This window comes from Mediterranea sp. ET5 (genome assembly GCF_023337025.1).
Lineage (GTDB): Bacteria > Bacteroidota > Bacteroidia > Bacteroidales > Bacteroidaceae > Phocaeicola_A.
In genome coordinates this window covers 121,091-140,831 of sequence record NZ_JAMBLN010000007.1, presented here as the reverse complement: position 1 = coordinate 140,831, position 19,741 = coordinate 121,091, and the positions used below count along the sequence as shown (strand labels likewise).

Below are 19,741 nucleotides of genomic sequence, written 5' to 3'. Positions count from 1 at the left end.
GAAAAAGTGGGTCCTGCTGGTGAGCATCAATCCCGGTGGTCCTTTCGGGGGAAGTGCCACCCAGTATTTTGTAGGTGACTTTGACGGAAAGACCTTTACGTGTGAATCCCGTCCGGAACAGGTGAAGTGGATGGATTATGGAAAAGACCATTATGCCACGGTGTCGTGGAGCGGTGTTCCCGACGGACGCCACATTGCCATGGCATGGATGAGCAACTGGCAGTATGCCAATGAGGTCCCTACCAAACAGTTCCGGAGTGCCAACGCTCTGCCACGGGACTTATCACTCTATCGCGACGAGGAGACCGGAGAATGTTTCCTCTCTGTCCTTCCGGTGAAAGAAGTCGAGAGCCTGCGTCTGTTCCTCGACCGTTGCAGCCTGGAAGCTTTTGAAGCTGACGGGCGGATGGTGATGACGAACCTGCTCTTCCCCAACAAGCCCTATACGATGTTGTCTGTCTATACCGAGTCGGGCAGTACACGTGTCCGGTCCTTGGACATCTATGAAATAACAGGGAAGTGAACGGTCCCTCCGGAAGTATTCTTATCCATTCATTTGAAAAACTATTGAACATGAAATCTCAATCCTCCTTCATAGCCCGCTATATCCCGGTGATGCTTTGCTTCTTTGCCATGGGATTCGTTGACCTGGTGGGCATTGCATCCAACTACGTAAAAGCCGATTTGAGCCTGACCGATTCTCAGGCAAACATCTTTCCTTCACTGGTATTCTTCTGGTTTCTGATATTCTCAGTACCTACGGGCATCCTGATGAACAGAATCGGACGTAAGAATACTGTATTATTGAGCCTGGTTGTTACTTTCTTTTCACTCGTTTTGCCTATTTTTGGCGATAGTTACCTGCTTATGCTGGCTTCATTCTCACTGTTGGGCATTGGCAATGCGTTGATGCAGACCTCACTCAATCCCTTGTTGAGCAATGTTGTCAGCGGCAAGCAGCTGGCCAGTGCACTTACTTTGGGACAGTTTGTCAAGGCAATCGCTTCTTTCCTGGCACCGTATGTTGCCGTCTGGGGAGCTACGCAGACCATTCCTTCCTTGGGACTGGGGTGGAGAGTCTTGTTCCCCATCTATGCAGTGGTAGCCCTTGTGGCGGTCGTCCTCTTGTCGTCCACATCCATCCGTGAAGAGGAGCGGGACACGGGTGCGTCGGGTTTCATGGACTGCCTGAAGTTGTTGCGTCATCCCTTCGTGCTGCTTTGTTTTCTGGGCATCATCTGCCACGTGGGTATTGATGTCGGGACGAATACGACGGCACCCAAGCTGTTGATGGAGCGCCGGGGCATGTCACTGGAAGATGCAGGCTTTGCTACCAGCCTCTATTTCATCTTCCGTACGGTCGGCTGTTTTCTGGGAGCCTTCATCTTGAGTCGGTTGTCTGCCCGGAAGTTCTTCGGACTAAGCGTACTGATGATGTTGGTTGCCATGCTGGGGCTGTTCGTGACACAGGACGAGACGCTCATTTATGTCTGCATCGCCTTGATTGGCTTTGGAAATTCGAACATCTTCCCCATTGTCTTCTCGCAGGCCCTGCTGGCTGTGCCGGAACGGAAGAACGAGGTGTCGGGTCTGATGATTATGGGACTCTTCGGAGGCACTCTTTTCCCCTTGTGTATGGGGGTTGCGGCAGATGCCGTCGGTCAGACCGGAGCAGTGGCAGTGATGACTGTCGGAGTGATTTACTTGTTGATATATACCTTAAATATAAAGACCATCCGTCATGAATAATCTCGTTATTGGAATGGGAGAGGCGTTGTGGGACGTCCTTCCCGATGGAAAGAAACTGGGCGGTGCACCCGCCAACTTCGTCTATCATGCCGCTCAGTTCGGACTCGACAGCTGCGTGGTGAGTGCCGTCGGTGATGACAAGCTCGGGCATGAGCTGCTCGACGGCTTGCAGAGCCGGGGCGTACGTTGCCTGATCGAGCAGGTGCCCTATCCCACGGGGACGGTGCTGGTGGAACTCGATGAGGCTGGTATCCCGTGCTACACCATCAAGGAGAATGTGGCGTGGGACAACATCCCCTTCACGCCGCAGCTGGAGAGCCTGGCACGGCAGACACGGGCTGTCAGCTTCGGTTCGCTTGCCCAGCGCAGTGTCGTTTCGCGGGAGACCATCAACCGGTTCCTGGACCTGATGCCGGAGGGAGACGACTGCCTGAAGATTTTCGATGTGAATCTGCGCCAGAGCTTCTACACCAAGGAGGTGCTGTGCAACTCGATGCGCCGGTGCAATGTGCTGAAGATAAACGATGAGGAACTCGTTGCCGTGAGCCGCATGTTCGGCTATCCGGGCATAGACCTGCAGGACAAGTGCTGGCTGCTGATGGGGAAATATAACCTGAAGATGCTCATCCTCACCTGTGGGGTGAACGGGAGCTATGTCTTCACGCCCGGCCACTGTTCGTTTGTCGATACGCCGAAGGTCGATGTGGTGGATACGGTGGGAGCTGGAGACTCCTTTACGGCAGCCTTCGTTTCGTCCGTGCTCCTGGGACGTTCGGTGGATGAGGCACACCGGCGTGCCGTGGAAGTGTCGGCGTATGTCTGTACACAGCATGGCGCCATGCCGCTCCTGCCGGAGTCACTGACCCGGTAGCTGAAAGTCCCAAGAACCTGTTTGGGTTGAAACGGAAAGCCCGCCACGGATGCCTGATAACTCCGTGGCGGGCTTTGCTTATCGTACGGGTTGCCTTATTTATTTCAGTTTGGCAAGTGCTTCCTTGATGCGGCGCATCGCCTCGACAATGTTCTCATCGGAAGTGGCATAGCTCATGCGGATGCACTCGGGAGCACCGAAGGCGCCACCGCCTACACATGCCACGTGTGCCACCTCGAGCAGGTACATGGCGAGGTCGGCAGCATTCTCAATCTTGCGTCCGTCAGCCTCCTTGCCGAAGTAGAAGTCGCACTTGGGGAAGAGGTAGAAAGCTCCTTGCGGCACGTTCACCTCGAAGCCCGGAACCTCCTTGGCAAGCTTGACGATGAGGTCGCGGCGGCGTTCGAATGCCTGACGCATCTTCTCCACCTCATCCTGCGGTCCGGTGTAGGCAGCCTCGGCAGCCTTCTGCGACACGGAGCAAGGTCCGGAGGTATATTGTCCCTGCAGCTTGTTGCATGCCTTGATGACCCATTCCGGTCCGGCAGCGAAACCGATGCGCCAGCCTGTCATGGCATAAGCCTTCGACACACCGTTGATGATGATGGTGCGGTCGTGTACCTCGGGGAACTGTGCGATGCTCTCATGCTTGCCCACGTAGTTGATGTGTTCGTAAATCTCGTCAGCAATGACATAGACCTGCGGATGCTTGGCGAGGACTTCGGCAAGTCCCTTTAGCTCCTCCTTCGTGTAGACCGAGCCGGTCGGGTTGGACGGAGAGCAGAGGATCAGCGCCTTGGTCTTCGGCGTGATGGCAGCCTCGAGCTGTGCAGGGGTCATCTTGAAGTCCTGCTCGATGCCGGCACGGACGATGACGGGCGTGCCGTCGGCCAGTTTCACCATCTCGGTGTAGCTCACCCAGTAGGGAGCGGGGACGATGACCTCGTCTCCTTCGCCCACCAGGGCCATGATGACGTTGCACACACACTGCTTGGCACCGTTGGAGCAACTGATTTGGTTGGCAGTGTATTCCAGATTGTTCTCATGCTTCAGCTTGGCAACAATGGCATTGCGCAGGGCAGGATAGCCGGGGACGGGAGAGTAGCGGGAATAGTTCTCGTCGATGGCTTTCTTGGCGGCTTCCTTGATGTGATCGGGGGTGTTGAAGTCGGGTTCACCCACGCTGAGGTTGATGACATCGATGCCTTGCGCTTTCAGTTCATTGCTCTTTTGCGACATGGCCAGTGTTTCCGAAGGGGAAAGGCGGTTCAAACGATCTGATAGTTGGTTCATTTTTCTTCTATATGTTTAGTTGTTAGTATAAAAGCGATTCGCTGGTCCCTTATCCTCTGCGGTCTCCGAGGAAACGGAGCAGGTAGAGGAAGAGGTTGATGAAGTCGAGATAGAGCGTGAGCGACCCCAGGAGGGCTATCTTCCGGGTGGAGTCATTCACTTCCAGTCCTTCCTGCAACAGCATACGCTTGATTTTCTGGCTGTCGTATGCCGTCAGTCCGACGAAGACGAGCACGCCGATGCCGGAGACGATGAGGCTCATCAGGCTGCTTTGCAGGAACAGGTTGACCAGTCCGGCAATGATGAGTCCGATGACGGCCATCAGACAGAGGTTGCCCAGGGAGGTCAGGTCACGCTTGGTGAGGTAGCCGTAGACGCACATCATGCCGAAGGTGCCGGCAGTGATAAAGAAGGTCGAGGCGATGGACGATGCCGTGTAGAGCAGGAAGACGCTCGACAGCATGGCACCGTTGAGCAGGGAGTAGATGATGAACATCAGGGTTGCCGTGGTGAACGAGATGCGGTCGATACGTGCCGACAGATACCACACCAGTGCCAGTTCGGCAATGATGAGTCCGAAGAAGGTCAGCTTGCTGCTGAAGATGAGGCTGAGGAGCGTCGGAGACTCGGCAACCAGCATAGCCATGAAGCCGGTGATGACCAACGCCATCGCCATCCAGAGATACACTTGGCGGAAGAGCGACAGCTGCGCGCTCCGCTCATAGGAACGGGTAATCGTGTCCATAGTCATTGTTTATGTTTGATTTAGTGAATGGTCGCTCATTTGGTAAAGTGCAACGTGTGTCCCATGCGGTCCTTTTTGGTGTGCAGGTAACGCTCGTTGTACGGGTTGGGAGTGATTTCCACGGGGACAATCTCCGTGATTTCCAGTCCATAGGCTTCCAGTCCGACACGCTTCACGGGGTTGTTCGTGATGAGACGCATCTTGTGGATGCCTATCTCGCGCAGGATTTGTGCACCCACGCCGTAGTCGCGTTCGTCCGCCTTGTGTCCCAGGCAGATGTTGGCGTCCACGGTGTCCATGCCTCCCTCTTGCAACTTGTAGGCTTTCATCTTCTCCATCAGCCCGATGCCGCGTCCTTCCTGGTTGAGGTAGACTACGGCTCCCTTGCCGGCTTCATCAATCATGCGGAGTGCCTTGTGGAGCTGTTCGCCGCAGTCGCAACGGCGTGAGCCGAAGATGTCGCCCGTGGCGCACGAAGAGTGGACACGCACGAGGACGGGGTCGTCAGCCTTCCATTCGCCCTTGATGATGGCGATGTGTTCCAGTCCGTTGCTCTTCTGACGGAAGGGGATGAGGCGGAAGTGTCCGTACTCCGTCGGCATGTCCACCTCCACACCTTTCTCCACGATGGATTCCTCCCGCAGGCGGTAGGCGATGAGGTCGGCGATGGAGATGAGCTTCAGTCCATGCTCGTCGGCGAAATGCCGCAGCTCGGGTAAGCGTGCCATGGTGCCGTCCTCGTTCATGATTTCCATGAGGGCGGCAGCCGGATAAAGTCCTGCCAGGCGTGCCATGTCGATGCTGGCTTCCGTGTGTCCTGCCCGGCGGAGCACTCCTTTGTCCTGTGCATACAGCGGGTTGACATGTCCCGGACGTCCGAAGGTCTCAGGCTTCGAGGAAGGGTCGGCAAGGGCACGGATGGTGGCTGCACGGTCATGGGCGGACACGCCGGTGGTGCATCCGTCGAGCTTGTCGATGGTGACCGTGAACGGGGTGCCCAGCATCGAGGTGTTCTCGTCCACCTGATGGGGCAGCTCCAGCTCCTTGCAGCGGGAGATGGTGATGGGGGCGCAGAGCACACCGCGGGCATATTTCAGCATGAAGTTTACCTGCTCCGGGGTGATGGTCTGGGCGGCGACAATCAGGTCGCCCTCATTCTCGCGGTCTTCATCGTCGACCACGACGACAAATTTGCCTTCGCGGAAGTCGGCAATAGCCTCTTCTATCGAGTCGAGTTTAATCTTGTCCATAAGCTTATCAAGAGTTATGTGGTTTAGTTCAATTCTTCCGAGCGGATGCGCTCCTGGAGATTACGGCTCGTCGTGATGATTTGCCGCAGGTCCTTGTTCAGCCGCAGACCGAACCGCCAGACGCGGATGTAGAAGAACAGGCCGACCGGTACGACGAGACCGACGAGCATGTTCAGCCAACGGTTGCTGAAGGGACTCGTGTGGGCATCGGTGATGAGCACGGGATAGGTGCTGGCGATGCGGAGCACCATGTGATCCTTCGAGTTGGCAAGTTCTTCGACGAGCGTTTCCAGCCGGTTGCTCAGTTCGCGGATACGCGTATCTTTTTCGTTGTTGGTGAACAGGCGTGCATAGTTGGGCAGACGGTCGAGCCGGTGTGTGCGCATGTAGTCCTCGCACTCCGCGCAGAGGGCATCCAGGTCGGTGTCGATGCGGCGGTAGTCGGGGTCCTCGATGATGACTTCCTTCTTGAACAGGTGGCGTTGGGTGCGGATGCCCAGCAGCTTGCGGATGGTGGCCATGTAGACGTCGGCATTGAACACGCCGGAGTCACGGGTCGCCTTGTAGGTGAAGAAGATGCCCAGGGGAAGTGTCACGAACGTACTGATCCATGTCCCGAACCAGATTTCCCAGCTTCCGTTCTTTGCCGCCCGTTCGCCCATGCTGTTGATGATGTAATAGATAAGGAAGATGATGATGGACACCACGACCGGCATGCCCAGTCCGCCCTTGCGGATGATGGCTCCCAGCGGAGCACCGATGAAGAAGAAGATGATGCATGCCAGCGAGAGGGTGAACTTCTTGTTCATCTCCACCCAGTGGCGGCGGATGATGTTGTTGCCGTCCTTCATCGTCAGCGACTTGATGGAGAGGTCGCTGTCGGTCATCTCCACCTTGCGCTTGGCTTCCGTGTAGACCTGTTCGAGGGTCGAACGGCTGGACACGGAGAGCAGGCTGTCCATGTTCAGGCGGGTCAGGGCGTCGGTCTTCATCTGTGTGGAGTCAAAGCGGGTCAGCTCGACCGTCGCATAGGCACGTTGCATGGCGTCGTCATAGTAGCCGCGTCCGATGCTGTCATAGCGCAGGTTGAGCGAGTCGATGTCGTGGTTCAGCTTTTTGATGCCTTTGAACTCGGGGTTGACCGTCAGGAAGCTTCCGTCCTGCATGCTGAAGTTCGAGTCAAAGTCAATGAGCGTGTGCTTGCTCACGAAGGATTCGCGCCGGTAGGGCACGTTCTGTGACATGCTGCTCTGCTGACGCAGGTTCTCAAACTGTTCGCCGTTGTAGAGATGGAGGTACAGGTGCTTCTTGTCTGCGGTGGTTTCGAGCCGTCCCGAGTCGGCAACGATGATGTGTGCATTCTCAAATCCGTCGGAGAAGTTGTATATCATCACGTTGTAGAGCATGCCTGTCTTCTTGTTCTTCTGACGGACGTAGAGGTTGTATTTCACGCCCTTGTTTTCCTCTCCCAGCTGGTAGAACGAGCTCTCGGGGATGTCCAGTTCGGGCGATGTCTGCGTCATGGAGTAGATGAGCGTGTAGAGCTTCAGCTGCGCGTTCGGTCCCGTGACGTTCTGGAAATAGAAGGACAGGGCGGCAATGAACGTGGTGAAGATGATGAGCGGACGCATGACCTTCGTCAGCGGAATGCCTGCCGCCTTCATGGCTATCAGCTCAAAACGTTCGCCGAAGTTACCGAATGTCATCAGGGAGGCGAGCAACACGGCAAGGGGTGCCGAGGTCGGCCAGAGGGCGAGTGCCGAGTAATAGAAAAACTTGGCAAGAACGATGAGGTCCAAGCCTTTGCCCACCATGTCGTCAACCCGCTTCCACAAGAACTGCATCATGAAGATGAACAAGCAGATGAAGGTGGTTCCGATGAACAGGAGGACAAAGCTTTTAATGACAAATATATCTAACTTTTTTATCCGTAGCATTTCGGTAGATTAAACAGCGTATGTTTGGGCGATTGCCTTGATATTCAGTCCGGTCCCCGCTGCTTGGAGGACAGCCCGACGAAGTCAGGGCAATTCTGAAATGCAAAAGTAGTACAAAAACGGATTGCGTAAGGGATGTTTTGAAGATTTTTATAGAATAAGTGTGCTTCCGTTCCGCGTATGCCCGACTCTGCTTTCAGCCGACGGGGTGGGGATGCAGAATCTCACGCCCGTACAGACAAGGCAACAACAGAAGCCTTGTCTGCCTGTGGACTCGTCAGCCTGTCAGACGGGACTTGAGCTTGCGGAGGGCGGAACGGCACTCCGCACCGGCTCATACGCCGTAGACACTCCGCAGGGCTTCGAACTGCATGTCCCACAGTTCCTTCTGCTCGTCTTCTTCACCCGGCTCGGCAAAGTCGGTAATTTCCAGCATCAGGTCGTTGGTCAGCTCGTCGTTGGTGAGCTTCATTTCGAAGAAGCATCCCGGTTCGTCTTCATCTTTCCAGCGGAAGCGGATGCAGCATCCCGGTTGGATATAGAGGATGGTTGCCTGTCTCGTCTCCTCCTCACCCCACTGGAAGGTGCAGAGCTTGTGTACAATCGTCACTTTGTCGGCGAACCATCCCTGCAAGCCCGAGGCTGTGCTGATGGCATTCCAAAGCACTGTGGCCGAAGCTGATGCCATCGGGTATTCGCAGTGTATCTTCTGTTTTCTCATAGAACTCTGAATCGTGTTTGTAATTGATGTTTCACAAGTCCGACTGTTGCCGGAGCTTGCGAACGTTGAATTTGTAATTTTGGCGGGCAAGATAAGCATAGTTTTATAGATGGAGAAATGTAGGGCGTGATTTTTTGCTAAGCTTTCCAAACGCGCCTGTCTTTTGAGCTCGGATGGGTCCTTCTTGTTCCCACCTTTCCGCCTTCCGCAAGTCGTCACTGACTCCATGCGCAACCTGCGTCCTTTCCTTGCGTAAGTCTTCACCGCCCCCTTGCGCATCCCCTTTATGACGTCTTGCGCATCTCATCGTACCGAGAAGCGCAAGACGATGGTGCCACTTTGCGCAAGAGACAGTGGCGAGATGCGCATCTCGGGAACAGGGATTAAGTACAGAGTGACAGTGGGTTGCTGGGAATGCCGGTCGCGAGAAGCGCAAGCGGTAGTGCCGGGATGCGCATCCCGGTAGTTTGACGCGGGGAAAAGGGGGAGATGGAATGGGGTATTTTGCAATCCGCAGATGCCAGTTTGGAGATTATGGCGGGCGCAGTAGCCGGATGGCTAGTAAGGGAACGTGAAGGTACGTGTTTTCTTTGGTAAAAACAAGGAATCCGGATAATTGCAGTTACTTCCCGCATGTGTTTGTGTAATGCTGTCGGGAATACCTGTTCGATAAGATGCCTGTTTGTCAAGACTTTGAAATTTTTCTTTCAAAAAACTTCTCGGAATGCTTGCAGGGAATGGAGAAAACATCTACCTTTGCAACCGCAATCGAGAAAGATGGCGGGATAGCTCAGCTGGTTAGAGCGCATGATTCATAATCATGAGGTCCCCGGTTCAATCCCGGGTCCCGCTACTAGAAAGACTTAAGACTGTTGAGTGGCTTCCACACTTGATGGTCTTTTTTTATTATCATACTCCAAAATCCGGGGAGCCGCAGACTCTCGTACATCATGAACATACAGAAAATCAAAGACGAATTTATTGAACTCCTGCGTTCAACGGAGCGCGATGGAGTGGACAGTGTGATTGAAGAGCTGGAAGAGGCAGGCTTCTTCACGGCTCCTGCGTCGGCCGGTCACCACTTGAACACCGAAGGCGGATTGGCACAACACTCGGTCAATACCTGCCGGGCAGCACTTGCCGTGTGGGAAGGTATGAAAACCTTGGAACCGACTCTGGAAAAGGAAGTCGGACGAGACAGTGTCATCATCGCCAGCCTGTTGCACGATGTGTGCAAAACGGATATCTACGTACGTTCTGTGAAACGGCGTAAGAATGCCTTGGGGATGTGGGAAGACAGTGAAGGGTATAAGGTCTCCTATAAGAATTTCCCGATGGGACACGGGGAGAAGTCAGTCATCCTGTTGCTTTGCTACGGACTGGAGATGACCGATGCCGAGATGCTGGCCATCCGTTGGCACATGGGTGCATGGGGAGTCAATATGAACAGTTTTGAGGACGAGCGTTGCTATGATACGTCCCAAAAGCTTTATCCGTTGGTTTCCATCGTGCAGACTGCCGACCATCTGGCTGCAAGCATCATGGAGCGCAGCGGGGAAGAGCAGGACGAGTTGTAGACGATAAGTACGCTCCTTTGCTTCCGCAACTTTTGCCAAACGCCGGAATGAAATTGCGCCAAATGCCGGAATGAAATTGCGCCAAATGCAGGAATGCTGAATTTTTGTTTGTATATTTGCATGTGAATCAATGAATCATGTAAATTGTAATGTCCTATGGATTTTGGGAGTGCAGGCTGTTTTCAGGACGTGTCTGGCCTCCTGATACGGATGGATTATTGCAAGGAATAAACACAAGGAGGGTGTGTCTGGAAAGGAGCAAGCCTGAAGCTTGTCCGAGCAGACACACCCTCCTTGTGTTCTTTAATCCCGTCAGGTTATTTTCCGCTGAACACCATGCGGGTCTCAGCATCCTTTCCGCCACCCGTGCCGCTGACGGTCATTTCCACACGGGTCTTTTCATTCTCCATGGTCAACAGCAGGTCGAGCCGTTGTCCGGCAACAGCGGACGCCAGCGTGTAGTCTTCACTGTCATTTTCCAGACTGCCGGCTTTCCATTGGTCTGCCAACGCCTGTTCTTCGGACGTGAGCGACTGTCCGTCTGCTACTCGGTAATCGTATGCCGTGGCGGTGAAGCCGTCAAAGCTTTCCAGGTAGAGGGCACGCTGGAGAAGCCGGCGGACAATCCGGTCTATCTGGGTGGTGCTGGGTGCACAGACGTAGACTATTTCCTCCAGCGTTCCGGTGGTGCTGAAACGGAAGCTGACCGTCCGCGAAGGTGAAAGTCCCAGGCTTGTGCCGCCTAACGAGTTGCCTGCCTCGGTAGCGTAGTTGAGTGAACCGTAGTGGTCTTTTTCGCTGACGGTGAGTGAGCCGTCCGCCTCTTCCTGTACCGTCTTGTAGTAAGTGAGGTTGCGCTGTGTCTCGGCCTTGCTCTCGCCCCAGAAGTTGTTGCGTATGTCAGTGGGGACCACCTCGACGGTGAGTTGCTGTTCAGCACTGAACTCCTGTCCGTCGCTGCCCGTGGCCGTCATGCGGCAGACCAGGGTATGGCTGCCTGCACTCAAGCCGCGCAGGTAGTAGGTGGAACGTCCGTTCTGTGTCTCATAAGAGTCGCCGGAAGCGGCGGAAAGCGTTTCCACTTCGTTCTGTTTCCAGATGAACTTTTCCGAGACCAGGTTGCTGCCCGACTTCACGTCGCACTGTGCCGTGAACGGTTGGTAAGCTCCGATGACCGGACGGTCCAGGCTGATGGTGCCGATGCTTCCTGCCGTGGAAGTCAGGGTGTCATCGTCGTCGGATGAAGAACAGGCGGTGAAGCCGAGGGAGCCTGCGGCAAGCAGGCACAGGGTGGTGTACTTGAGTAAGTGTTTCATTGTGCGGTTAGTCTGTGATGTGAATGTTCAGTTGGATGTTCAGTTCCAGCAGGCTGAACAGGGGTGAGGTGAGTTCCTGCGGAATGCTGGAGACAATCTCGATGGGCACGCCCGACGAGCTGACTTGTTGCTCCACTCCAGCAGCGTCAGTGTAGTTCACGACGAGGTGCAGGTCGGAGACATTGCGGAAGTTCGCTTCGCCCTGTGTGCGGACGGTTGCGACCCATTGTCCTTCGAGCACTTCTCCGTTCTCGTTCTTTGCCGGTTCCACATTCTCCAGGGTGTAGTAGTCCGATGGCGTTACGTAGGATGCACGTGTGTCGGAGACGTCGGTCTTGTCAAAGCGGAAATAGGTGTCGCTGTCCTGCACGTCGAGCTACACATCGTCTTTGGTCAGTACGACACTGCTGGGATTGACGCGGAAGCGCAACTGGAAGGAATTTCCCTTGACGATGGTTCCTCCTGCTTCGTCGAGCATCACGATACTGGACGGTACGGGTTGTTGCAGTGCCGAGACGTCGTCTTTCCAGTCGTCGTCGGAGCATGCTGCCAGCATCCCGCAGAACGCCAGCAGGCTGAAAGCTGTCTGGTAAAGTTTCATGAGTTGTGTTTGTGTTTTTTAGTTTGATACATTGTGCTGACTCCCCAAGTCCGGGGGACAGGCTGTGTTTGCCGCGCAAAGATAGCCGCTTCCGTCCGCAGTAGGGGGGCAGGAAGTCTGTGATTCTATTATTATATAAGGTATAGAAACTACCCTAATAGACCCTAAAAAGAGCCGTTAAGAGTGTGCTTATGGAAAGAGGGTGTGCCAATCGGAGCGGAAGGCTCGTCATGGCACACCCTCTTGGTGTTATCAGACTATGCCGGGGCGATTACATGCCGAAGGCATAGAGATTGAGTCCGTCGTAGATGGCGCTCACCAGTCCGAGAGCGATGATGCCGGCAGTGCACAGCGCAAGGCTGAGCTTGGTGCTGCAGTCGCTGCTGAAGGCAGCAATCGGCGCATCGTTGGGGGTGATGTACATTGCCTTGACAATCTTCAAGTAGTAGAACAGGGAGATGATGGTGTTGAGCAAGGCGATGAATACCACGAGGTAGAATCCTGCGCTGAAGGCGGAAGCAAAGATGAAGAACTTGCTGAAGAAGCCTGCGAACGGCGGGATACCTGCCAGTGAGAAGAGAGCCAGCGTCATGAGGAAGCTCAGCTTCGGGTTGGTCTGGTAGAGTCCGTTGTAGTCGCTCATGTCTACCTTGCCGGCCTTCTGCTCGATGACGTTGATGACGGTGAAGGCAGCCAGGTTGGCAGCGATGTAGACGAGCACATAGAACACGAGCGAAGTCATGCCCAGCTCATTACCGCCGATGACACCCAACATGATGTATCCGGCTTGTGAGATACTGCTGAATGCCATGAATCGTTTCAGGTTCTCCTGTTTCAGCGCCATGAGGTTACCCAGGGTGATGGTGATGATGATGACGGCGTAGAGCAGTGTCTGCCATTGTTCCACCATCGGTCCGAAGACCTTCATCAGGATGACCAGCAACGTGAAGGCTGCGGCACCTTTGGAAACGACGGAGAGGTAGGAGGTCACTGCCGTCGGAGCACCCTGATAGGTATCGGCGGTCCACAAGTGGAACGGCACGAGGGAGAGCTTGAAGCCCAGTCCGGCAAAGAAGAACACCAGGGCGAGGATTTGCATCGGGGTGCCTTCGAGCATGGTCGGGATGTCGTTGAAGTAGAGCGTGCCCACTGTTCCGTAGACGAACGAGATGCCGTAGAGCATCAGACCCGACGAGAACATGGCGTTCATGATGTATTTGGCTCCGGCTTCAGCCGATTCGTGTTTGTATTTGTCCATTGCCACGAGGCAGGCCATCGGGATGGATGCTAGCTCCAGTCCGATGAAGAACATCAGGAAGTTGCCGGCGCTCATCATGAAGTTCATACCCAGCAGCGTGCAGAGGGTGAGCACGTAGAACTCACCTTCCTTGTGTCGTGTGTCGTCGCGGCGGAGCCAGTTCTTGGCTTGCAGGAACACGAGCAGTGTGCCGATGGAAAGGATGGTCTTCATGATGTTGGTCATGGCGTATGACTGGTACATCCCGCCGAAAAGCTCGACGTCTTCTCCCGGACAGATGTTCAACAGGGTGTGGATGCCCAACAATACGCAGGTCAGGGCATGGAAGCCGCGGCGCTCCTTGCCTTCGGTGAACAAATCGTAAAGGAAGACGATAAGTATCAAGGCCATGAGGCTGACTTCCGCTCTCATATCAAAAAATTGAAGATAGTTCATAGTAACTTTTTAATTAGAGGTTGGATAGATGGGCACTTAATATGTTGGTAACACTGTCGTGGAGCATGTCGCTCACCCAGAACGGAGCCAGACCGAGTCCGGCTACGGCTACGATGAGGCAGATGACGGCAAGGCGTTCGTCCCAAGTGGCATCAGTCAGGTGCAGATGGTGCGGGTCCTTGCAGGTGCCGTAGAGAATCTTGCCTACCACACGCAGGATATAGACTGCGGTGATCACGATACTCGTACATGCGATGATGGTACATACGCGGTGGAAGGTGTCCGTGTTCTGGAACGAACCGACGAACACGGTCATCTCGGCAATGAAGCCGCTCAAGCCCGGAAGACCGAGGTTGGCGAGACCGGCAATCACATAGCCTACGCTGAGGAACGGCATGATTTTCATCAGTCCGCTCATCTGACGGATGTCACGGGTGTGGGTACGTCCGTAAATCATACCGATGAGGGCAAAGAAGAGGGCGGTCATCAAACCGTGGCTCAACATTTGCAGGATGGCACCCGTGCAGCTCGTGCGGGTCATCATCAGCAGGGCGAAGAGCACCAGACCGCAGTGTGACACGGACGAGTAGGCGTTGATGTACTTCAAGTCGGTCTGTACTACCGCACTGAAGGCACCGTAAACGACACTGATGGTCGTCAGCACGAGGAAGATCCAGCCCAGCTCCTGAGTAGCCTCAGGCATCAGGTACATGGCTACACGGAAGCAGCCGTAACCTCCCAGCTTCATCAATACACCGGCGTGGAGCATGGACACGGCTGTCGGCGCCGAAGCGTGACCGTCGGGGCTCCATGTGTGGAAGGGGAACAAGGCACCCAGCACGCCGAAACCGAGGAAGGTGAGGGGGAAGAAGATGCGCTGCATGTCCATGGGGATGTTGTGCAGGGCGGCAATCTCAAGCACGTTCATGGTCTGTGCACCCGAGCCGTAGTAGATGCCCAGGATACCGATGAGCAGGAAAGCCGAGGCTCCCATCAACATCAGGGTCAGCTTCATGGCTGCATATTCCTTGCGTCCGCTGCCCCATACGCCGATGAGCAGGTACATCGGGATCAAGGCAACCTCGTAGAACATGAACATGGTGAACAGGTCGGTAGAGATGAAGAAGCCGAACACACCGAGCGAAAGCAGGGTGAACCAGAGGAAGTATTCCTTGGTGAGCGGCTTCAGCTTCCAGGAAGCAAATGTTCCGGTGAACACGATGATGGCGGACAGCAGCAACATGGCTACCGAGATGCCATCGACACCGATGGAGTAGCAGATGTGCAGCGGTGCATACCACATGTAGCTGTCGGTGTAGAGCATTTCCTCGGTGGCTCCCGCATGGCGCAGCCCGAGGTAGTCCACGGTGAGGTAGATGGCTACCAGCAGCAAGGCGGAAGAACCGGCCACCATCACCCCGCGAACCTGGTTAAGGTTGCGGCTGATCCACAACCCCAACAGCATCAACAGCGGGATTAGTACGAAAAGACTTAGTATATTCATATTGTTTTAGTTCTTTGTTTAGTGGACAAGGTCTCAGTTGACCGACGGACGGAGAGGACTGTAGGTCCCTGGACGGTCCGTCAGCTTGTTCCCTCGTTTCCTTATATTAATAACAACATAAGCGTGAATACCAATGCGCCGGCCAGGAACCAGATGCAGTAGGTCTGGATGCGTCCGCTCTGCATACCGCGTACCTCGTCTGCTGCGGCTTGTGCGCTCCAGGCAGAGAAATTGAAGAACTGGTCGATGACATGACGGTCCCACCAGGCAAGCGGGGTGGAGATGCAACGGAAGATAATCTTCTTCGTGACGAACATCCAGATTTCATCCATGTAGAAGCGACGGTAGGCGGCACGGTGCAACGTCTTGAACGTAGCTGCCAGACGGTCGGCAATGGGCTGTTGTTCTTTCAGATACATGATGGTAGCAAGTGCGATGGCAACGATGGCGATGCAGACACTCGTGATGGCGACTTGGGCGTCAAGGTGAATGTCGTATGCCTGTCCGTTGCTGCTCACGAAGTGACCGAAGGGGATGAAACCTGCCACGCAGGTCACTGCTGCCAGGAAGATGAGCGGGAAGCTCATGGATACGGGGGCTTCGTGGGGCGTGTGATGGGCGTGAAGCTCCTTGTTCTCCTTGCCCCAGAAGATGCCGTAGTAGAGACGGAACATGTAGAAGGCGGTCATTCCGGCGATGAGGCTCATCATCCAGCCGACAACCGGGCTGAACTGGAAGCAGGCTGCCAGAATCTCATCCTTGCTGAAGAAGCCGCTGAACGGCGGAATGCCGGCGATGGCAAGGCAGGCAATCAGGAACGTGATGTGGGTGATGGGCATGTACTTGCGCAGACCTCCCATGGCGGACATCTCGTTGCTGTGGACGGCATGGATGATGGCACCGGCACCCAGGAAGAGCAAGGCCTTGAACATCGCGTGGGTGAACAGGTGGAACATACCGGCCATGTAGCCCAGACCCTCGTGTGTGTCAGCACCGATGCAGACACCCAGGGCAACCACCATGAACGCAATCTGCGAGATGGTCGAGAAGGCGAGCACACGCTTGATGTCGGTCTGCACGCAGGCCACGGCAGCGGCATAGAAGGCGGTGAGCACACCCAGGTAGGCAATCCAGTGGAGCACCTCGGGAGCATAGACGATGAAGATGGGGAACATGCGGGCTACCAGGTAGACACCGGCAACAACCATGGTTGCGGCATGGATGAGGGCGCTGACAGGAGTCGGACCTTCCATGGCGTCGGGCAACCAGATGTGCAGCGGGAACATGGCACTCTTACCGGCACCACCGACAAACATCAGGCCGAGAGCCCAGGGAATCATGCCGCCGGCAGCGATGAGCAACTGCTGTTCCGGTTCGAAGGTGAACGTGCCAGCATAGTAACCGTAGATGAGGATACCGATGAGGAAGCCCAAGTCGGCAAAACGGGTCACGATGAATGCCTTCTTGCTGGCTGCGATGGCTTCAGGCTTGGTGTAGTAGAAGCCGATGAGCAGGTAGGAAGATACACCCACCAACTCCCAGAACACATACATCTGGAAGATGTTCGTGGCAACGACGAGTCCCAGCATCGAGAATGAGAAGAGGCTCAGGAAAGCGTAGTAGCGCTGGAAGCCCACTTCGCCTTTCATGTAGCCGAACGAGTAGATGTGCACCATCAGCGACACCGTCGAGATGACGATGAGCATCATCACCGAAATCGGGTCGAGCAGGATGCCCATGTCGATGTGCAGGTTGGTGGTGAAGGGCAGCCATTCGAAGTTCCACGGCATCAGCTTGGCAAATGTGCCGTCGGCCGAACGCCCGCCACTGAAATACAGGTAAGCCGTCAGATAAGAGAGCACGGCGACAATGCCCAGCACGGTCGTGCCGATGGCTCCTGCCACTTTATGCTTCATACGCATACCGGCCAGTCCCAGCACAAGGAAACTGAGCATGGGAAGAAGTAATATGAGTATCGTATAGTTAAAATCCATAATCTTATTGTTTAGAATGTATAGACCACAGCGGTGTTAACCCTTTAATTCATCAATGTTGTCCGTCTGGATGTTGCGGATGTTCCGGTAGATATTGATGATGATGGCAATGGCGACAGCCGTCTCTGCGGCAGCAATACCGATGCCAAACAAGGCAAAGAAGTGACCCTCGAAGACGTCGGGGAACAGGTAACGGTTGAACACGGCGAAGTTGATGTTCGTAGCGTTCAGGATGAGTTCCACTGAGATGAGGACAGCCAGAAGGTTCTTACGGGTAAAGAAACCGTAGATGCCTGCAAACAGCATGATGGTGCTGACAACCAGATAATATACTACATGTATGTCCATAAGTTCCTCCTTTTATCGTTTACGTGCAATTAACAAACCTCCGATCATACATGCCAGCAGCAGCACACCTGCCACTTCGAAGGGCAGGACATAGCCATACTTGTCAGAGCTGATGAGTGCATGACCGATTTCCCGCATGGCGATTTCACCGCTGTCGGGGATGACATTCAACGCAAAGCCGTTGGTCCAGATGAGGAACAGCACCAGGGCTGCACCGATGATGATGGTGAACAGGGCTGCCACCAGCTTGCTGCGTCCAATCTTCAGATTGATGCTCTTGTCCGAGTTGGTCAATAAGATGGAGAATACATACAAGACGACGATACCGCCGGCATAGACCATGAGCTGCACGGCTCCCAGGAAGGTGTAGCCCAAGATGAAATACATAGCCGCCGTACCGAAGAGCACGAACAGCAGGTAGGTTGCTGCGCGCAGGATGCTTCCGGTCGTAACCGTCATCACCGAGAAGACGCTCATCAGGATGGCGACCACGTAGAATACTGTTTGTTGAAGTGTTATATCCATATCATTCTACTTTTTTACAACTGACGAACCTTCGTGATTGAGCTTCTGCAACAGCTTCTCGCGTTGGAACACGGCGTTCTCGAAGTCGTTGCTGAAGCGGATGGCATCGTGCGGACAAGCATTCACGCACAGTTCGCAGAACATGCACGAGCCCAGGTCGTACTCATAGTTAACCAATACTTTTCTTTTCTTGCCGTCTTCGCCTTCCACCATCTCGGAAGTCACCTTGATGGTGCCGTTGGGGCAGGCCATTTGGCACAGACCGCAGGCAACGCAGCGGTGCTGGTTGTTCTCGTCGTGAGGCATGACCAGCGTGCCACGGTGGCGCTCAGGGATGTGCAGGGTGGTGTGGCGGTTTTCAGGATATTGCTCCGTGACATTCTTGCGGAAGTATACACGGATGGAGGTGCGCATACCGATCAGCAGGGTCTTGAGTCCTGAAAAATATCCATTGATGTAATTACTGAATTTACTCATTGTCTTTTTCGTTTGTTAGTTTGCTTTAAAATACCAGACCGGACACCTTGAGCACGACCATCAGCACGAGCAACAGCAGGGAGGTTGGCATCAGGTATTTCCACTCGAACGTCAGCACCTGGTCGATACGCAGACGGACGAAAGTCCACTTGATCCACATCAGAAGCCATACCACGAAGAAGGTCTTGCCGAAGAACCAGACGAAGCCGGGGATGTAGTCCATCACGTTGTTGAAGGCGTCAAGGCCTGCCACATGCAGAGGCATCCAGCCACCCAGGAAGAGGGTCGATGCAAAACCGGCAGTGATGAACAGGTTCAGGTATTCGGCCAGATAGAAGAAGCCGAAGTGCAGACCGGAGTACTCGGTGTGGTAACCGGCGAGCAACTCCTGCTCGGCTTCAGCCAGGTCGAACGGACCGCGGTTGGCCTCGGCATTACCGGCAATGAGGAATACCACGAAGGCAAGGATGGCGGCGATGTGCCCCTTGAAGATGTTCCAGCCGTTGGCCTGTCCCTCGACAATGCCGCTCAGGCTGGTCGTTTCGCTCAGCACCACCATGGCCAGCACGATGATGCCCATGGACAGCTCGTAGCTGATAATCATTGCACCACTACGTACGGCACCGATCATGGTGTACTTGTTGTTACTTGCCCAACCTGCCAGCAGGATACCTACCACGCCGATGGACGAGGCTGCCAGCACGAAGAGGATGCCGATGTTCATGTCGAGCACTTGGGCGCCCTTGTTCCAGGGAAGGCAGGAGAAGGTCAGGATGGATGCCAGGATGACGAGGTAGGGGGCCAGGTCATAGAGCAGGTGGTCAGAGTTCTTCAGACGGATGATTTCCTTCGTCAGGATTTTCAGTACGTCGGCAGGAACCTGCATCAGACCGCCTTTTCCTCCCACACGGTTCGGGCCGATACGGCATTGGAAAGCCGCGCAGACCTTACGCTCCATATAAATCAGTATGATAGCGAGGACGGCATAGAGAGCCACGAGAACAACACCGATTACCACGCACTCCAGGAAGATGGCCAGCGCCTCGGGCATCACGCTGCACAGGGCGTCGTGAATCCAGCTGGTAACGGGTTGCAAGCTATAATAGTCTAAAAATGAATTATTCATTGTTCTGTTATTAA

Annotated in this window: 19 protein-coding genes and 1 tRNA gene; 5 read left to right on the top strand and 15 right to left on the bottom strand. The window is 54.7% G+C overall.

Going from position 1 to position 19,741, the window contains the following annotated elements; translation table 11 throughout:
• From M3087_RS06280 to M3087_RS06270, 3 genes are all read left to right on the top strand, one after another.
• Nucleotides 1–523: glycoside hydrolase family 32 protein (locus M3087_RS06280; RefSeq protein WP_249094461.1), on the top strand; the 523-nt coding region annotated here is incomplete at its 5' end.
• Between the two features lie 50 nt (nucleotides 524–573).
• Nucleotides 574–1,749, top strand: a complete 1,176-nt coding sequence (locus tag M3087_RS06275) for an MFS transporter (protein ID WP_249094459.1) — start codon at nucleotides 574–576, stop codon at nucleotides 1,747–1,749.
• The gene (locus M3087_RS06270) at nucleotides 1,742–2,620 is read left to right on the top strand and encodes a carbohydrate kinase family protein (protein WP_022383733.1); all 879 of its coding nucleotides are present in this window, start codon (nucleotides 1,742–1,744) and stop codon (nucleotides 2,618–2,620) included. Before M3087_RS06275 ends, M3087_RS06270 begins: the two co-directional genes overlap by 8 nt.
• Nucleotides 2,621–2,719: 99 nt before the next feature.
• On the opposite strand, the gene M3087_RS06265 is transcribed toward M3087_RS06270, so the two are convergent.
• The 5 genes from M3087_RS06265 to M3087_RS06245 all read right to left on the bottom strand — a co-directional run bounded on the left by M3087_RS06265 (nucleotide 2,720) and on the right by M3087_RS06245 (nucleotide 8,566).
• On the bottom strand, nucleotides 2,720–3,913 hold the full coding sequence (locus M3087_RS06265) for a pyridoxal phosphate-dependent aminotransferase (protein WP_022383734.1): 1,194 nt from the start codon (nucleotides 3,911–3,913) through the stop codon (nucleotides 2,720–2,722).
• Between the two features lie 49 nt (nucleotides 3,914–3,962).
• Nucleotides 3,963–4,664, bottom strand: coding sequence for a Bax inhibitor-1/YccA family protein (locus tag M3087_RS06260; protein ID WP_249094458.1), 702 nt, complete (start codon nucleotides 4,662–4,664; stop codon nucleotides 3,963–3,965).
• Nucleotides 4,665–4,693: 29 nt separating this feature from the next.
• A complete protein-coding gene (locus tag M3087_RS06255; protein WP_022383736.1) occupies nucleotides 4,694–5,908 on the bottom strand; it encodes a bifunctional 3,4-dihydroxy-2-butanone-4-phosphate synthase/GTP cyclohydrolase II in 1,215 nt (404 codons plus the stop codon).
• A gap of 23 nt (nucleotides 5,909–5,931) precedes the next feature.
• On the bottom strand, nucleotides 5,932–7,845 hold the full coding sequence (locus M3087_RS06250; protein ID WP_249094456.1) for an LptF/LptG family permease: 1,914 nt from the start codon (nucleotides 7,843–7,845) through the stop codon (nucleotides 5,932–5,934).
• 334 nt (nucleotides 7,846–8,179) lie between these two features.
• Entirely contained in the window at nucleotides 8,180–8,566 is a 387-nt protein-coding gene (locus M3087_RS06245; protein WP_106484455.1) for an START-like domain-containing protein, read from the bottom strand.
• A gap of 779 nt (nucleotides 8,567–9,345) precedes the next feature.
• Between M3087_RS06245 and M3087_RS06240 the strand changes: the two genes are divergently transcribed.
• Together M3087_RS06240 and M3087_RS06235 are read left to right on the top strand one after the other, a co-directional pair.
• Nucleotides 9,346–9,419: transfer RNA gene (locus tag M3087_RS06240), tRNA-Met, on the top strand.
• Between the two features lie 97 nt (nucleotides 9,420–9,516).
• Nucleotides 9,517–10,143 carry a metal-dependent phosphohydrolase gene (locus tag M3087_RS06235; protein WP_022383740.1) on the top strand — a complete coding sequence of 209 codons (627 nt, stop codon included), beginning with the start codon at nucleotides 9,517–9,519 and terminating at the stop codon, nucleotides 10,141–10,143.
• 317 nt (nucleotides 10,144–10,460) lie between these two features.
• On the opposite strand, the gene M3087_RS06230 is transcribed toward M3087_RS06235, so the two are convergent.
• The 10 genes from M3087_RS06230 to nuoH all read right to left on the bottom strand — a co-directional run bounded on the left by M3087_RS06230 (nucleotide 10,461) and on the right by nuoH (nucleotide 19,727).
• Nucleotides 10,461–11,459 (bottom strand): hypothetical protein, encoded by a 999-nt coding sequence (locus M3087_RS06230; protein ID WP_249094454.1) that lies wholly within the window; start codon nucleotides 11,457–11,459, stop codon nucleotides 10,461–10,463.
• Between the two features lie 7 nt (nucleotides 11,460–11,466).
• Entirely contained in the window at nucleotides 11,467–11,829 is a 363-nt protein-coding gene (locus M3087_RS06225; RefSeq protein ID WP_249094453.1) for a hypothetical protein, read from the bottom strand.
• Nucleotides 11,830–11,835: 6 nt separating this feature from the next.
• The gene (locus tag M3087_RS06220; RefSeq protein ID WP_249094450.1) at nucleotides 11,836–12,060 is read right to left on the bottom strand and encodes a hypothetical protein; all 225 of its coding nucleotides are present in this window, start codon (nucleotides 12,058–12,060) and stop codon (nucleotides 11,836–11,838) included.
• A 271-nt stretch (nucleotides 12,061–12,331) separates the two neighbouring features.
• Entirely contained in the window at nucleotides 12,332–13,753 is a 1,422-nt protein-coding gene (locus tag M3087_RS06215) for an NADH-quinone oxidoreductase subunit N (protein ID WP_022383743.1), read from the bottom strand.
• 13 nt (nucleotides 13,754–13,766) lie between these two features.
• Nucleotides 13,767–15,257 carry a NuoM family protein gene (locus M3087_RS06210; protein ID WP_106484458.1) on the bottom strand — a complete coding sequence of 497 codons (1,491 nt, stop codon included), beginning with the start codon at nucleotides 15,255–15,257 and terminating at the stop codon, nucleotides 13,767–13,769.
• Nucleotides 15,258–15,358: 101 nt separating this feature from the next.
• Nucleotides 15,359–17,251 carry an NADH-quinone oxidoreductase subunit L gene (nuoL, locus tag M3087_RS06205; RefSeq protein WP_249094446.1) on the bottom strand — a complete coding sequence of 631 codons (1,893 nt, stop codon included), beginning with the start codon at nucleotides 17,249–17,251 and terminating at the stop codon, nucleotides 15,359–15,361.
• 36 nt (nucleotides 17,252–17,287) lie between these two features.
• A complete protein-coding gene (gene nuoK, locus M3087_RS06200) occupies nucleotides 17,288–17,599 on the bottom strand; it encodes an NADH-quinone oxidoreductase subunit NuoK (protein WP_022383746.1) in 312 nt (103 codons plus the stop codon).
• Between the two features lie 12 nt (nucleotides 17,600–17,611).
• On the bottom strand, nucleotides 17,612–18,124 hold the full coding sequence (locus M3087_RS06195) for an NADH-quinone oxidoreductase subunit J (protein WP_022383747.1): 513 nt from the start codon (nucleotides 18,122–18,124) through the stop codon (nucleotides 17,612–17,614).
• A gap of 6 nt (nucleotides 18,125–18,130) precedes the next feature.
• Nucleotides 18,131–18,601: a NuoI/complex I 23 kDa subunit family protein gene (locus tag M3087_RS06190; protein ID WP_106484460.1), complete on the bottom strand. Its 471-nt coding sequence runs from the start codon at nucleotides 18,599–18,601 to the stop codon at nucleotides 18,131–18,133.
• Nucleotides 18,602–18,626: 25 nt separating this feature from the next.
• Nucleotides 18,627–19,727 carry an NADH-quinone oxidoreductase subunit NuoH gene (nuoH, locus tag M3087_RS06185; RefSeq protein WP_022383749.1) on the bottom strand — a complete coding sequence of 367 codons (1,101 nt, stop codon included), beginning with the start codon at nucleotides 19,725–19,727 and terminating at the stop codon, nucleotides 18,627–18,629.
• Between the last annotated feature and the right edge of the window lie 14 nt (nucleotides 19,728–19,741).